Below are 14,662 nucleotides of genomic sequence, written 5' to 3' on the forward strand. Positions count from 1 at the left end.
TTATCCTTATTTTATGATTCGTTCGACATGATCATTAATGACTGGTGAATTATTTGTTTTAATCTTACCAAAGCTTTTATTAGTGACACCTACTACTTGATTACCACTTCTCAAAATAAACCGCTCATAATTATTGTGAACAAGAACAATAACGTATTTGTCTACATTACGCGTAGATATGTTAGTCATAACCTCTTGATCGCCTTCATAACCAAAAATAGCAGGAATTTTTTTATCGCTAGAAAAACCGAAAAAGGTCCTCACTCCATCATCATAAGCAAAATCAGGGGTAATACTTTCCGCTTTTTTTCCTACTTGCATAAAATAATTCCAATTACGGACAGATGAGGTTTTATTAAGCCAGCTTTTAACGTATTCATCTTGTTTCTGCTGAATAAATTTTTCTGTTTGCAATTTAAGATTTTCATTTTTCTCCATTTTCTTTTCGTTCGGATAATTAAATGAGACTAAAAAAGCATTATCTTTTTGTTCATCGTGCAAATCTGTTAGCGTCAAGTTAAACACGTAAAACCGCTTATTTGTCGTAACAAGCATATTGGTTTTCCATTCCTCGCTAGATGGTTCAATAAAATTATCATTATCGTACTTATAGGCAATGGCTTTTAAAAAAATTTTATTACCAGTTTCCACTGCTTCCCAGCCAGCATTAAAGCCTATAGCAACATTGATAATAACTTCATCAAGGTCAAAATTAATCGCCGTTACGTACCCCGTTTTAGCTCTAATTTGTGCTACATCTTGAGCGTTATAGCTTAGTGATTGCATTCGAGTATCATACTTAGATGACTTAGGCACCTCTAACGCCTGAGCATTTAAAGCAATAGCTCCCCAAAATAATAAAATAAGTAGCTTTTTCATTAAATATTTTCCTCCACAATCTGATAACTAGTTATTTGAAAACCTAACGGGTTTTCAAGACGATAACTTAGTTGTATTTTTTGTTTAGGTAAGTACTCAAATGCAAGTTTTATTACAAAATTCCTAGTATAAATTTCATTACGATCTGTAGAATAGGTTTTAACAATTCTAGCCGTTGCAATACTAGAACCATTCAAATTATCTAAAATAATTGAATTAACCTTAACGCCGATTGTTCCTTTTCTCATTACTCTATCAGGTGCATTATCGGTGTTCATAAAAGCCAAATAATCTGCTTTAACTTTATCATCCGAGTAAAGTTGTGTTAAAACATAATTCTGTTGAATCGTCTGATAGGTGTAACTTTCTCGATCTTGAATATAGGTATTTACAAAATACTTATCTAATGCCTCGCTGGCTCTAATATCAATAGGATCAGTTACCGTGATAACATCAGGGATACCTGTCTTCTCATTCACCTGAATGACGTAAGGCATCACTTCCTTTAATGGTAAAGTAAAAAGTAAAATTAACCATGAAATGACCAGTAAAATAATGGCAGAAATTGCAACTATCCATGCTCTTTTTTCACTACGTTTAAATAGATATTCTTTGTCCTCTTCAAACTCCCTTGCTTTTGAAAATTCACCTTTTTCTTTTTTTATTTTTTTATTTTCCATCTTTAATTTGTACCTATTTATTCAAAATTTCTGATTCGATTTTAGGGATATCATTATTAACGGGTCTCTGTTGAATATTTTCTAAATCATTCCAGCTAGTTTGCTGCTTATTACTAGTACACCCTATTAAAATTAACGCAATTAATAAAACTACTACATTTCTAAACTCCATCATCTGGCCCCTTCTTTTTAGCTCGCCATGCATTGAATGCTAATTTCCCTGCTTGCCCAACCCGCTCTCCCGTTCCTGTTGTGTGATTAATAGATACTTTAGATAAAGAATCCGCTAATGATATTGAAATTCGGCTACCACCAAGAACAATAACTCCAGCCACAAGCATACCAAAGCAACCATAAACACCTACAGACTGATCCATTTCAAGGCTCTTAGTTGCGATTTTGTAACCAATTTCAATAAATAATGAAATAAATAAACAAAATAAAATAACGCTGATAACCGCCTGAATCCACATAGCAAACATTTCTTTAAACCATCCCCACATATAACAAAATAAAAAGAGAGGAAATATTGCAAGCAAAGCAGTTATTGTCAGTTCACTTGCAAGCACTGAAACACAATATATAACAGTCCCAACGACTAATACGGCTGAAAAGATCATTTGCACTATTCCAGTTACCCAAGTCCGAGGATCCCAACCAATTTTTTTTAAAATAGTGGCATAAACGTCACCTAATTTAATAAATTTGTCATCCATACTGGCATAAATAGTCACACCTTTTTCTGTATTAGTAACAAATAATCTTAACTCATCTACAGCCCCTGTAATCAATTCCAAATAGGTACTATAGCTTTGCAAAATACCGATCACTAGGGCGAAACGAGCAAGATTCCAAACCAGCTCTTTGACTGGCTCTTGTATTTTTCCAGCAAGAATAAGATATCCATAAAAAATAATATAAATCGTAATACAAATAGAACTAAAATGAATAAGCTGAGCAACCCAATTAGCAGAAACCGCATCCACACTAGCTTGCATCATGTCTTTTATTTCCTTGCCCATCATTTGAAATAATCTAAATTGCATCAGTTACCTCTTTCTTTAATTATCCAATGTGTTTTTTTAGTAAAAATCAACTAAATCACCATTGATTTGACAATCAAATTTACCAAAAAAATATTCCGATTTAATATCATTAATCCTTACCGAAATAGTTTTAGTTTGACCATCTAAATTAATATATTCATCTTCTGTTTCATTGGTAATATTTTTAAACCCTGATAGGTTAACATTTAGTTCTTCATTTTTTATCTCAGTTGAAAGCGAAATAAATGGTGTTGTTATGCCGTTACCATCGTTATAAAATACTTCAATTTTTCCTGTATCTTTAATGACTTTACCTTTGTATTTTTTTAATACCAGTGAGCTATTTCCGTCTTGGTATTCCTGACATAATTGCTCTGGTGTAATAGAAGCCCATGTATTAAAACTGATTACGGAAGTAATTATTGCGGTTAATATTATTTTTTTCATTTTAAATCCTTATTTTTCATATTGTGATAACCACGCTTTAAAGTCGGCTTCTTCTTTTAAATTTTGAAGTCTTTCTGAATTTTTTTGTGATTCGTTATCTTCTACCATTCGTTGCAATTTAACTTGATGTTGAATTAATTGACCGAGTAATTGGTTAGTATAATCAGCACTTTGCTTAGAATCTTTAGACTGTGCAATCTCTTTCATTTGCTCTGCTAATTTTTTATCTTGCTTGTTTCTTTCCCTAACTAATCCTTCATATTTAGCACTTTGTAAGAGGCTAATAACTACTCGACCTTCACAGTTCTTACGCAATTTATAGCTGTATTGCGCATCATTATCTGAATTTTTGTAGTTACACATCTCCCCGAAACCTAATTCAGTAACTTTCGTTCTAAGTTCAGTGGTTAAACTATCAAAGCCAGCATTTAATATTTTGTCAGGTTCGGAAAGCCATTTAGTTAAATCATCCATATTCCAACTTTGAGAGTTTAAATAGCTTAATGCACTGCTCAAATCTCGGATGCCCGTCAAACTTTTATATTGCTCTTGAGCTTGCTTATATTGCTTTTCAAACATGTCATAATTTTCTTTATACTGACTTATTTGCTTTTGCCAGTGATCAATCTGTTGAAGAAATTCAGCTTCACGTTGTGCTAATTGCGCTAAATCTACAGTGGGAATACCAGAGCTAAACGCATAACCACTGAATAAAACCAATAAACCAATTATTTTTTTCATTATTAGCCTCTCTCATTTTATAATTTTAATTTAGTTAAACACATTTATCTTTGAAAATAGGAATCCAATCGTCGGGATTATTACCGACTTCTTTAATGGCTTTTTCCATAATTGTAATATTGTCCATGGAAGCAGATAAAATTTTTAAGTTACCTTTACCTAATCCGCCTAAATCAATTTTAGCTAATACAGAGTTACCTCGAGCCACCGACGGATCATCTGCTTTTTTAATTAAGAACTGGCGACTATCATCGGCCAAATTTTTAATAATTTTGTACTCTTTTTCGCTTACTTGTAATTGCTTGGTATATTGGTCAAAATCAGCTTTTGCATTAGGTAAAAATAGAAATGTTTCTATCTGCTCTACAATGGTTCTTGCAATGCTGCTACGCAATACCTCATCAGGCGACTGGGTTGCAAAAACCATAAATGCATTTAGCTTACGGAATGTTTTTAGCCCATCTTTAATAAATGGCTCAAAACTTGGTGAGTTAAGCCACATCCAAAATTCATCCATAATAATCGGTAATCGCCGACCATCTAGAATTTGCCTAATTCGATAAAGCAAATAGAAAGAGATGGGAGATACAATCTCTTTTTTGTCTAAAATTTCAGTACCATCAAAGGCAAAAAGCGGCGCTATATCAAAATTTAAACTATCAAATTCATTATCAAAAACCCAACCATTAGCATTACCATTCGACCAAATAGTTAATCGCTTTAAAAGGCTATTATCATCATTATCTTCTTGTATACTTTGTAGCAACCTTGATATTGGGTAAGTTCTCTCCTCTTTTGCCATGTTCATTAGTGAGTTAACCGCTAAATTAATTTTATTTTTTATTGATATTGAAGGGACGTCTTCACCGTAAGCAAGCATTTGTATAAGCTCATTTAAAAAAATGATATTGTCATCGCTACTATCAAGCATAAATGGATTAAAATGAGTTGGCTGACCGAGTTTTAACTCGTTATATACCCCACCTAATGCTTTAACCGCAATTTTTGCCCCGTAGTCTTTATCAAAAAAGAATGCGGTAAATTTTTTGTTTTCTGACTTTTGGGGGAATGAACTCTCAACACTAAATTTCATTAACTGAGTTAATAAAAAATCAAGCGTCATTGTTTTACCTGTCCCTGATTTACCGATAACCAAGGTATGAGCAAGCACCATCTCACCAAAATCATCACGACCTTGTTTAGATTGGTGAAAATTAAAATAATATGGCTGGTTAGCATTAGTTTTAAATACTGTAACAGCTTCTCCCCAAGCATTATTTTGTTGTTTACCAATTGGGTTATTATGTAATGAGTTAAAATCTGCGAAGTTAATACTGGTAATATCACTTAAACGCTGCCTAAACTTAAAATTACTGGGTAGCTGCGAAAAAAAACTCTCTTCAACGGCAAGACGATTAATTGCAGTAATAAAACCTAAATCTGCCATTTTGGCATTAAATAAGTTAATAATTTTACTGAGTTCTTCTTCGGAATTAGCGAATAAAAAAACGGAAAAATGATGAGAACCTAAAACAAAATCACCATTAATTAATTGTTCTAACGCAACTTCTAGATCGGCCCGTTGTTGTACAGCATCATCATCCGCTGATTTTAGTTGTTTTATTTGTTTAATTATAGTTGATCTGGCTTCCGCTTTAGATAGGGGCGTAAAAGATTGCGATATAATCAGTTTTGCAGGAAAATTAGCTAACTCATCCAAGAAACCTGCTTCACTGTAAGAAACCCAATCTTTAATTTCAATACATTGGCAATAAGCAATATCATTACCTTTAATAACCTTAATAATACCGTTATAAACTGAGTAATCAGCGCCCCCAAGATAGCTATAAATATGGGTATTCAGTACTTTAATGGGTTGTTTTTTAAAGGTCAGTAAATAGTTATAAAATTCTAATTGCTGAGAATACAACTGATCATTTTTTTTATAGCAAGTAAGCTTTCTTGCCCCAAAAGAATTAAGAATAGTCTCAATACTGTTACACTTTTCATCAAAATCATGAATACGCATTTCAATATCACTTTTTTTATCTTCATCTTTTGCCATTCGATAAGCTAACTTTTCTGCTCTATTTTTCTTAAAAATAACGGTAACAAAAAGTCTAGATTCCATATATTCTTTAGAGTTCTCTAATGAACGAAAATACTTATCATTAATTTCTCGAGCAAACGCATTTTCAAATTTTCCTTCCAACCTATCTTCTGAGTTATCTTTTATCGTATGAAAATAAAAAGAAATATTATCAATTGCAAGCGTAATAAATAAACTATTCAGCTTATTTTTATAGGCATCTAAACTGTGGTCATCTCTTAGCGCATAAGAAATTCCCTCAATTTCCCATGTTGATAATAAAAAACCATTACGATCCATTATTTTGTCATTATCAATTTGAGTTGAGTAAGGTATTATTTGATTTAATGAAATCGCTTTTTCAATATCTATCATCTTTAACTCGCTGATTAAATTAAGTTTTGACTTGCTTCGTGCTGAATAATTAATACTTGAATAATAAAAGGCATTAATTTTGCTTTTGATCGGCAATGACTTTATTTTTTGTGGCAATAAATGGATTTTCGTACCAATAATTTGAAAAATTTTTTCGTCCATTTTAGTTAATAGTTTAAGAATAAAAAAAATGGGAACGAAAAAAATAAAGTATAAAAGATTAGTATAAATGGCAAGTAATGCACAAAATGAAAAAACAATCACCAATGGAGAGATGGGAACACCAAATACTAACGGCGGTCTCGTTAAGGCTTTGTAAACCTGATTTTTATTCATCATTAAACTCTTTTTATTTAAAGAAGGAGGTTTCCACCTTCTTTATTTATTATTTGTTGCTAATAAACTATTTACTGATAAAGAGCCCTGCAATTTCTGATGCAGCACCAATTGCAATACCACCAATTAAAATTGGTGCTACTTCTCTAAACGTTTGACCTCCAAATAATATCTTATAACCTGCCCATAAAACGGCAACAGTAACAGATACCAGAGAAACACCTGTTAATACGCCTTGAACATTATCCATTAATGTATTAACACGATCCAATCCGGCACAAAAAGCAATATTGGAATAACAAAAAATAAACAGAAGGGAAAAGTATTTACTAAATTTATTCATCAAATATACTCCTATTTTAATTATAATTAAGCGGCAGAATTATATTCGATAAAGATAACAAATACTATGTAATAAATGTAAATTATTTAATTTATTTTCAAAGGAAAATTTTTGTTAAATTAATATTATTTTGATAATTTGCTTTGGACTATTTTTGAAATGGGACCATTAGATTGCTTTTCTTCAATTCTGTTTCTATACTCTTTAAATGAAGAGTGAGTGTAAGGAAGGATAACATGATCAACAATCCATTTTTGAGGGGTTTGGATCCGTTTCATTTCATTATTTGTTAATTCAAATTGCTTAGCATAGTTTTGTGTATTATCATAAATAGCTAATGAGCTTGAAAGGTTAAATAATTTTTTTATATTGCCATAACTTATTAGATAACGTCTTTCAATTGTTTCAATAGGAATATTATGCCCACCATTTTGAACTCTAATTGCAACCCGATCAATATGGTCACTTAACGAGTTTAAGCCAACATAGACACAATTAACGTTATAATTATATTGTTTTGCAGTCTCAATTTGTTTTAAAATTAGATTGCCTGTTAAAGTAGACTCAAGCAAAAATGACTTATTATTTTTAATACATTCGCGAAATAAATGAATAGCTTTTTTTCCTGCTTCAATTTCAGAACAATTGGTTTCTCTTTGAATTTTATCAGCATCTATAATGGTAATTTTGTCAAAATTTTCTAAATCTCTTAACGATGATTTACCTGCGCCATTTAAACCCAGCAGAAAATAAGCTTGTTTCATCTAATCACCTATTTCATTTACTTTATTGCCATTCCTGTCACGAATTAATTTTTTTATCCCCGTTAAAGGATTTATATACCATGTCTCCCCATTTATTTTTTCTAAATGCGGTTCTTTAGATAATTTATCGCCTAAACATTCATTAATTTTTGCTATATCTGAAAATAATTTTTTTCCCATCTTAATCTCCTATTTTATTAAGTTTCCTTTTAATTTCTTAATATTTAGCCATCTTTTCACCCTATTCATTACTTCCACATTATCTATATTTAAATTTATAAATATCGCTATATTCCTATTTACACAATAGCCCCCTTTAAGAGAAAAAGAGTGGAAAAATTAATCTTAGCATCGATAAAATAATGCCAATTTTTGCTAACGTCTACAATTTTCACTAAATAATACTCAAAAGTTGATAACGCGATGATGTAAAAAATAACAGTGGAAAAAAAGAGGGTGTTCTTGGAGTCAAAATCTGATTGAACCTTTCGCACCAATATGTCATAAAAACTTGAAAGGCAATCTAATTTAATCGAAAACTGCTTTTTGTCACTAAAAATTCCCAATCAAATAAGGAATAGATCACTGCGCAGGTGCTCTAATAGCACTTATATTTCATGGATGATAGATTTGAGATCTCTTCAGCAGCGTGTAATAATGCCGGCAGATAGCTTTTTAATCTTTCTTCGTGATTACCTTCTGATATTCTGAAAATATTAATAGCGGCAATAACACGCTTATCTTTACCAAAAATAGGAACAGCTAAGGCGATAAGTCCAACTTCCATCTCTTGATTAACAATGCTCCACCCTTGTTCTCTTACTTTTAAAATAGACAATTTTAATTGTTCAAATTCAAATTTAGATAAATTATTATTTTTTTGGTCTTCGATAAAATTCAAAAGCGTTTTATCTAATTGTTCATCGTCAAGCGCTGATAATAAAACGCGCCCAAGAGCAGTGAGCGGGGCCGGTAGACGGCTCCCTACAGACAGATTAAGTGACATTATTTTTTGTGTTTGAACCCGCAGCAGATAGACAATATTATAGCCATCAAGTGCTGCAATCGAAGAGCCTTCCTCAACATCCCGAACTAGTTTTGTTACAATTGGCTCAGCCATTTCCAAAAAAGGAACGCCCGCTAAATAAGAAAAACCGAGTTCGAGTATTTTAGGCGTTAAGCGGAAAAACCGTCCTTCTTTTTCAACATAACCTAACGACATTAGTGTAAAAAGCAAGCGCCTAACTCCGGCTCTAGCTAAGTTAACATTAGTTGCAATCTCTGCTAGCGTTTGCAGTGATCTTTCTTTATTAAAGCTTCGAATAACATCTAAGCCTCGAGCAAAAGAGCGAACAAAATTTTCACTATTACGAGATTCGTCATTTTCAACTGCTGTTTCGTCTACATCTAATGGTGATTTTTTATTCATCTTTACCTACAATTGACGACATCCAAATTCTCGAACTATTTTTAAATATAGTCTTAAATATAGTTTTGAATTTTTTTGTGAATTGCTTCAAAAATAACATTTTAGCATTATTGTATAACTGGTTCAACTTCGGTTACAACAGGTATTAGAGAGATATACAATATTAAATCACGCTATTAAAATCAGGTCGGTTTTAATCAAATTGGTATATATGAGAAATAGCGCGAAATAGACTTTAGGGGTCTTAAAACGATAAGAAATATTGAAACCATCGAATCTATTATAAAAAATAAGCATTATTTTTTACGGTAATTAACTATCAAAATTTTTTATAAATTTAGAGCAATTAAAGTTACTTATAGTTTCGTAACATTTAGTGGTTCAGCCATGGTAAACAAAATGAAAAAGGTCAATATAGAAATGGTACCAAGAAAAATAAAAATCATATCCCACCCCCAATGATCAAGTATAACGCCAGTAATAAAAGGCGCGGCAGTTCCACCCAACTGGCCAATCATGCTAACGATTGCACAGGCGAAAGGGAATCTGTCTTTATTTGCAACGTTCATTGGATAGGCTAAATAGTTAGAATAACCAATATTTAATAAAGTACCAGTTAAAAAGAATACAAAGCCATAATATAGCGCATTGCCTGGAATGAAAATAATTAGCATCATCATAAGGCAAGTTGTTAACGCTGAGAGCATCATTCCGGGTTTACGTCGACCTTTTAATAACTTATCAGATAATATTCCGCCAAGAATATTACCCACAATCGCACCAATCCATGGTGCACTTGATACAACCCCCATGTCAATCAATGAGAAATTTTTAACCACTAAAAAATATGTCGGCAGCCAAGCCATCAGCACATAAGTGATGCCCACTTGGAAACCAAAACAGATACCACAGCCGATAATGTTCCATGAACGCAAAATCTCTTTTGTTGAGGACAATAGTGCGGTATTATGCGTACGAATAATCTTATCTAATACCGGGATCGGTTCAATTAAAAGTATCTTGTTGCCTTTTTGCACTGTATGAGAAATTTTCTCTTCAATATAATCAATCTCTTGCTGATTAACAAAGCGCGTATTATGAGGATAATTTGGGATCCCCATAAACCAAACAATGGAAAGCAAAATACCAGGAATGGCAAAAAATATAAAAATCTCTCGCCATCCCCATATCGCAACAATGGCGATGCACACAGGCGGAACAATAACAGGGCCAAACTTAGCTGCGGCAATAAAAATGCTTGTCGCTATCCCTTTTTCTTGGGAAGGAAACCATTGATTAATAGTAGACGTAACGCCTATAGGGAGCGGTGATTCAGCAAGACCTAACATAACTCTGGTTAATTGTAGCTGTAATAATGAATTAGACAAGCCAATACCTAATGTCACTAATGAAGTACTGAATAATGCGATGGGAATTACTTTTCTCACGCCGAATTTCTGCAATAACCATGCGCTCGGTAACTGAAAAATCGCATAAAATAGTACAAAAGCACTAATTAAACCGCCAGCTTGCGTATTAGTAATATGAAATTCTTCACGAATAAAAGGCATAGCTATACCTAAATTTGCCCTATCTGCAGAAGCGGCAACATATGCTAGAAAAAAGATAAACGCGACAAACCAACGATAATTACTCCGTTTTTTTTTATACTTTTTGTCTTTCATGATATGTAATTCTCCATGGTAAACGATATGCTTTATATTAAAAAACCGTAGCGTGTCGTTTATTTAACCAACATAAAAATTGGTCAAATTATGTGTTAGGCGCATCATAATTTCGAATAACGGCCAAAATTGACGGCTCCCTTTCTCCTCTATTAATTTATGTTTGCCTTATGTTAAAAAGGGCTTAGATAAGATTTAAGCCTTGTTTATAACCGTCTAAATCACACCTTCACGTTTTAATAACACGATGTCATCCGCTGTATATCCAAGCAATTCATTTAAAATAGACTCATTATGTTCACCAAGCATCGGCGCCCGTTCAACAGGTTGCTGATAATTGGATATCCTGATTGGATTTGCCGCCATTGCATACTTACCTATTCCAGGATAATCGCACTCAATGATGCTGTTACGAGCTTGGATATGTTCATCTTTGAAAAGATCGCCGATCCCTTTAACGGGTGCACATGGAATGCCAGCTTTTTCAAGCTCGATTACGGCATCTTGGCTCGTCTTTGTTAATGACCATTCTTCAACGATCGATTCAAGAAGCGCTTCGTGTTGCTTTCTGCCGGTGTTATCTTTAAACCTCGGATCGGTAATTAGCTCTTCTCGTCCAATTAAACTTGCTAACGCTTCCCACTGTTTTTGGAATGAACCCGCAATATACACATACTCACCATTTTTTACAGGAAAGACATTAACCGGTGCAAAACCTGCGCGCCTGTTACCAAACCTTGTTGGCTCTTTTCCCGTTACCTTATATTTTGGTATAAAATCATCTAATACAGAGAGAATTGAATCAAACATTCCCACATCAACATAGGAACCTTCCCCTGTTTTATCGCGCTTACGCAAAGCAGCAACAATACCTAATGCGGCATAGATCCCTGAGATAAAGTCAGAAAATGCCGCACCCGTTTTGGTAGGTACCGTTCCCTCAATACCATTGACAGACATTAGGCCGCTGATAGCAGCGATGGTCATATCAAAAGCTGGCTTGCGAGCATAAGGACCATCTTGACCAAAGCCAGAGATTGAAGCATAAATTATTTTCGGGTTGATCGCTTTAAGATCCTCATATCCAAGCCCAATGCTGGCTAATAAGCCTGGCCTTTGGTTTTCGACAAAAACATCTGCCTTTGCAACCATTTTTTTTAATAACTCAACTGCTTTTGATGATTTAATATTTAACGTAATCCCTTTTTTATTACGGTTATAGTTTGGATAAACAATACTGACTCCTGCCTCATTTTTAGTGCCTTCTGCCCGGTAGAACTCTCCTTCACCTGGTTTTTCGATCTTAATCACCTCAGCGCCCATATCAGCTAATAACATCGTACTAAACGGTCCAGATATAACGTGCGTAAAATCAAGAATTCGTACTCCTTCCATTGGTCCTTTCATCTTTTTTTGCTCTGTTTTCATATTCATTTTGATGTTTCCTGTATTAAGCTTATCTAAAGCGTTAGATCTAAAGACAATTGATAGAATTTGCGCAGATGGCAGCATAAAAACCCTGAATTAAGTCATTGGGCTGTTCTTTTTAACGATTTCATTTGCTAAAATAAACGCAATTAACCCCGCCATTAGCCCGGCAAAAATAGGATCTATACCGAGAATAAAGCCGCTGTCTCCTTTTAATACATTCCAGATAATGTTGACAATTGGACCAGCAAGAACCGACGCTAACCCTGCCGCTGCGGTGAGACGCCCTTTGTAGAAAAAAGCAAACGCCATCGGAATAAGGAATACACACGTACGCAAAGCAAAAGAGAGAAATACAAATTCTTGAATATAGACCGCTGCTTTTGATACGGTGAAATACCCAGCTAAAAGACAAATAACAACAATTACGCCTCTTAATACATAAAGGTTTTCTTTATCTGATGCAGTAGCACGCAAGCGTTTATACAGATCTCGCGTCATCATCGTGGCAACGCCTAATGATAACCCGGCCATGCTACCCAACGTTGTTATCATCAAGGTTGCGATAAAAATCCCTGCAATAAAAGATGGCATATATGTTAAGAAAAACTGAGGTAAAGCTTGGGCTGCTTGCAACTCAGGATGTGCTACTTTCATATACATGCCGATAGCAACACCAAATAACCCCATGGGTAGTGTCAAGGCACATGAAATAAGTGCTCCATTTCTAGCCGCTTTAGCATCGATAGCCGATAACACAGCTTGAATATATATTTGTGTAACTAAAACACCAAGGCATAAAGAGACACCACTTGCTAAGTTGGATGAACCATCTGCGAATAAGTTAAAGTAGCTCGCGGGAAGTTTGTCAAACATGCCGGAAAAACCACCAATTTTAGCAAATGCGAGAACGCCACAAACCACCATCGAAATATAGATCATCAGCATTTTAAATAATCCAACCATACTGGCCCCCATAAGGCCACCAAACATGACCAGACAAAGCACCAGAATCACACCAATAACAGCTGCAGCTTGAAGCGAAATAGTGTCGGGGAACATCGATTGAAGTAGAGGCGTGAACGATTTTAATTGCGAAATAATAGAAAAGAAGATTGCGATACTCCCAAAAATGCTCGTAATTGGGCCAATTTTCGGTCCATATGTTTTCATCAGTACTTGAGGAACGGTTTCAACTTTAGTTTTATATAGATGATTAGCAAAGAAAACACCCAGAACAAGGCATCCCATCCCTAAGCCTAACGTTTGCCACCACCCAACGAGACCTTTAGAAAAGGCTGCTTGAGCGGTACCAACCGTACCGCCACCGCCAACAATAGAACCAAGAATAGCGCCGGCAACCACAACCGCCGTTGATTTTCGCCCACCGATAGAAAAATCTTCCGAATTTGTTACTTTGCGCATTGCAACAATCCCAATTAGGCAGACGATGCCTAATGTGATCACTATACCTAAATATAATCCGATATTATCCATAGAAATCAAGCCTCTCTATTATTTATCTACAAATTGTGGCGTTCTTTTCTCTAGAAATGCGTTCATCCCCTCTTTCTGGTCTTTCGTACCATAAAGCGCTGTCCATGCCATGCCTTCAAGTGATAGACCGGTTTGAATATCAGTAGAATAAGCGCTATTAATCGAGGATTTTGCTGCTTTTAATGCCAACGCTGGCTTGTTAGCTAATTTTTTAGCTAAAGTAAGGGCTTCATCAAGCAGTTCTTCTACCTTCACCACTTTATTCACCAGTCCTAGCCGTAACGCCTCTTCAGCATTAAGATTTTTGCCTAAAAAGATCATTTCTTTGGCAATCGCAATCGGTACATTTTGAATCAACCGTTGCGTCCCTCCACCACCTGGAAAAATACCGACATTAATTTCAGGTAATCCAAACTTTGCGTTTTCAGCGGCAATCCTTAAATCACACATCAGGACATTTTCAAAGCCGCCGCCAAAAGCATAACCCGCAATAGCTGCTAGCGTTGGCTTGTTCATGTCAGTAAAGACTTTTTGATATTCGAGTCCTCGGCGCCAAAATGCTTGCGCATCAGCTACATCAAATTTTGCAAATGCGGCGAGATCGCCTCCGGCACAGTAGGCCTTATCATTACCCGTTACAATAACCACTTTGATTTCATCATCTTCAGCAATAGCTCTAAAGATTTCTAAGCGCTCAAAACTCATCTCCACATTCGCGGCATTCATGGCATCAGGACGATTAAAACGAACAATCGCGATAGGTTCATCGATGACGACTTGCATGGTGTGATAAACTTTCGTTCGGTAATGCATATTATGCTTTCTCCTATCAGGATATTTCACTATGTTATAGCAGAATAGAAGCAACACTATCCCGGCACTACTTGAGTGAAAAATAAATAAAATAGTTCATTACGAGTTAA

15 protein-coding genes are annotated in these 14,662 nt (G+C 34.7%); all 15 read right to left on the minus strand.

Annotation, left to right across the window (positions count from 1 at the left end; all coding sequences use genetic code 11):
• Positions 1-6: 6 nt before the first annotated feature.
• Positions 7-879, minus strand: a complete 873-nt coding sequence (gene virB9 / locus RHO12_07755; protein WVD65284.1) for a P-type conjugative transfer protein VirB9 — start codon at positions 877-879, stop codon at positions 7-9.
• On the minus strand, positions 879-1,559 hold the full coding sequence (locus RHO12_07760) for a type IV secretion system protein (GenBank protein WVD65285.1): 681 nt from the start codon (positions 1,557-1,559) through the stop codon (positions 879-881). The genes virB9 and RHO12_07760 overlap by 1 nt, the downstream gene beginning before the upstream one ends.
• A 13-nt stretch (positions 1,560-1,572) precedes the next feature.
• Positions 1,573-1,734 carry a hypothetical protein gene (locus tag RHO12_07765; protein ID WVD65286.1) on the minus strand — a complete coding sequence of 54 codons (162 nt, stop codon included), beginning with the start codon at positions 1,732-1,734 and terminating at the stop codon, positions 1,573-1,575.
• Positions 1,721-2,605 (minus strand): type IV secretion system protein, encoded by an 885-nt coding sequence (locus tag RHO12_07770; GenBank protein ID WVD65287.1) that lies wholly within the window; start codon positions 2,603-2,605, stop codon positions 1,721-1,723. Before RHO12_07770 ends, RHO12_07765 begins: the two co-directional genes overlap by 14 nt.
• A 36-nt stretch (positions 2,606-2,641) precedes the next feature.
• Positions 2,642-3,052, minus strand: coding sequence for a hypothetical protein (locus RHO12_07775; protein ID WVD65288.1), 411 nt, complete (start codon positions 3,050-3,052; stop codon positions 2,642-2,644).
• Positions 3,053-3,061: 9 nt separating this feature from the next.
• Positions 3,062-3,793 carry a type IV secretion system protein gene (locus tag RHO12_07780; protein ID WVD65289.1) on the minus strand — a complete coding sequence of 244 codons (732 nt, stop codon included), beginning with the start codon at positions 3,791-3,793 and terminating at the stop codon, positions 3,062-3,064.
• A 34-nt stretch (positions 3,794-3,827) separates the two neighbouring features.
• A complete protein-coding gene (locus RHO12_07785; GenBank protein WVD65290.1) occupies positions 3,828-6,596 on the minus strand; it encodes a VirB4 family type IV secretion/conjugal transfer ATPase in 2,769 nt (922 codons plus the stop codon).
• 64 nt (positions 6,597-6,660) lie between these two features.
• Positions 6,661-6,936, minus strand: coding sequence for a TrbC/VirB2 family protein (locus RHO12_07790; protein WVD65291.1), 276 nt, complete (start codon positions 6,934-6,936; stop codon positions 6,661-6,663).
• Between the two features lie 125 nt (positions 6,937-7,061).
• Positions 7,062-7,700, minus strand: a complete 639-nt coding sequence (locus RHO12_07795) for a hypothetical protein (protein ID WVD65292.1) — start codon at positions 7,698-7,700, stop codon at positions 7,062-7,064.
• Positions 7,701-7,880, minus strand: coding sequence for a hypothetical protein (locus tag RHO12_07800; protein ID WVD65293.1), 180 nt, complete (start codon positions 7,878-7,880; stop codon positions 7,701-7,703).
• A gap of 418 nt (positions 7,881-8,298) precedes the next feature.
• Positions 8,299-9,129: an IclR family transcriptional regulator C-terminal domain-containing protein gene (locus RHO12_07805; protein WVD65294.1), complete on the minus strand. Its 831-nt coding sequence runs from the start codon at positions 9,127-9,129 to the stop codon at positions 8,299-8,301.
• 356 nt (positions 9,130-9,485) lie between these two features.
• Positions 9,486-10,814 carry an MFS transporter gene (locus RHO12_07810; protein WVD65295.1) on the minus strand — a complete coding sequence of 443 codons (1,329 nt, stop codon included), beginning with the start codon at positions 10,812-10,814 and terminating at the stop codon, positions 9,486-9,488.
• Positions 10,815-11,030: 216 nt separating this feature from the next.
• Positions 11,031-12,248 carry a CaiB/BaiF CoA-transferase family protein gene (locus tag RHO12_07815; GenBank protein ID WVD65296.1) on the minus strand — a complete coding sequence of 406 codons (1,218 nt, stop codon included), beginning with the start codon at positions 12,246-12,248 and terminating at the stop codon, positions 11,031-11,033.
• A gap of 90 nt (positions 12,249-12,338) precedes the next feature.
• Positions 12,339-13,739, minus strand: coding sequence for a sodium:solute symporter family protein (locus RHO12_07820; protein ID WVD65297.1), 1,401 nt, complete (start codon positions 13,737-13,739; stop codon positions 12,339-12,341).
• Positions 13,740-13,757: 18 nt separating this feature from the next.
• Positions 13,758-14,552 (minus strand): enoyl-CoA hydratase/isomerase family protein, encoded by a 795-nt coding sequence (locus RHO12_07825; GenBank protein ID WVD65298.1) that lies wholly within the window; start codon positions 14,550-14,552, stop codon positions 13,758-13,760.
• Positions 14,553-14,662 lie beyond the last annotated feature (110 nt).

The sequence above is a fragment of the Orbaceae bacterium lpD02 genome (genome assembly GCA_036251875.1).
Taxonomy (GTDB): Bacteria; Pseudomonadota; Gammaproteobacteria; order Enterobacterales; family Orbaceae; genus Orbus; species Orbus sturtevantii.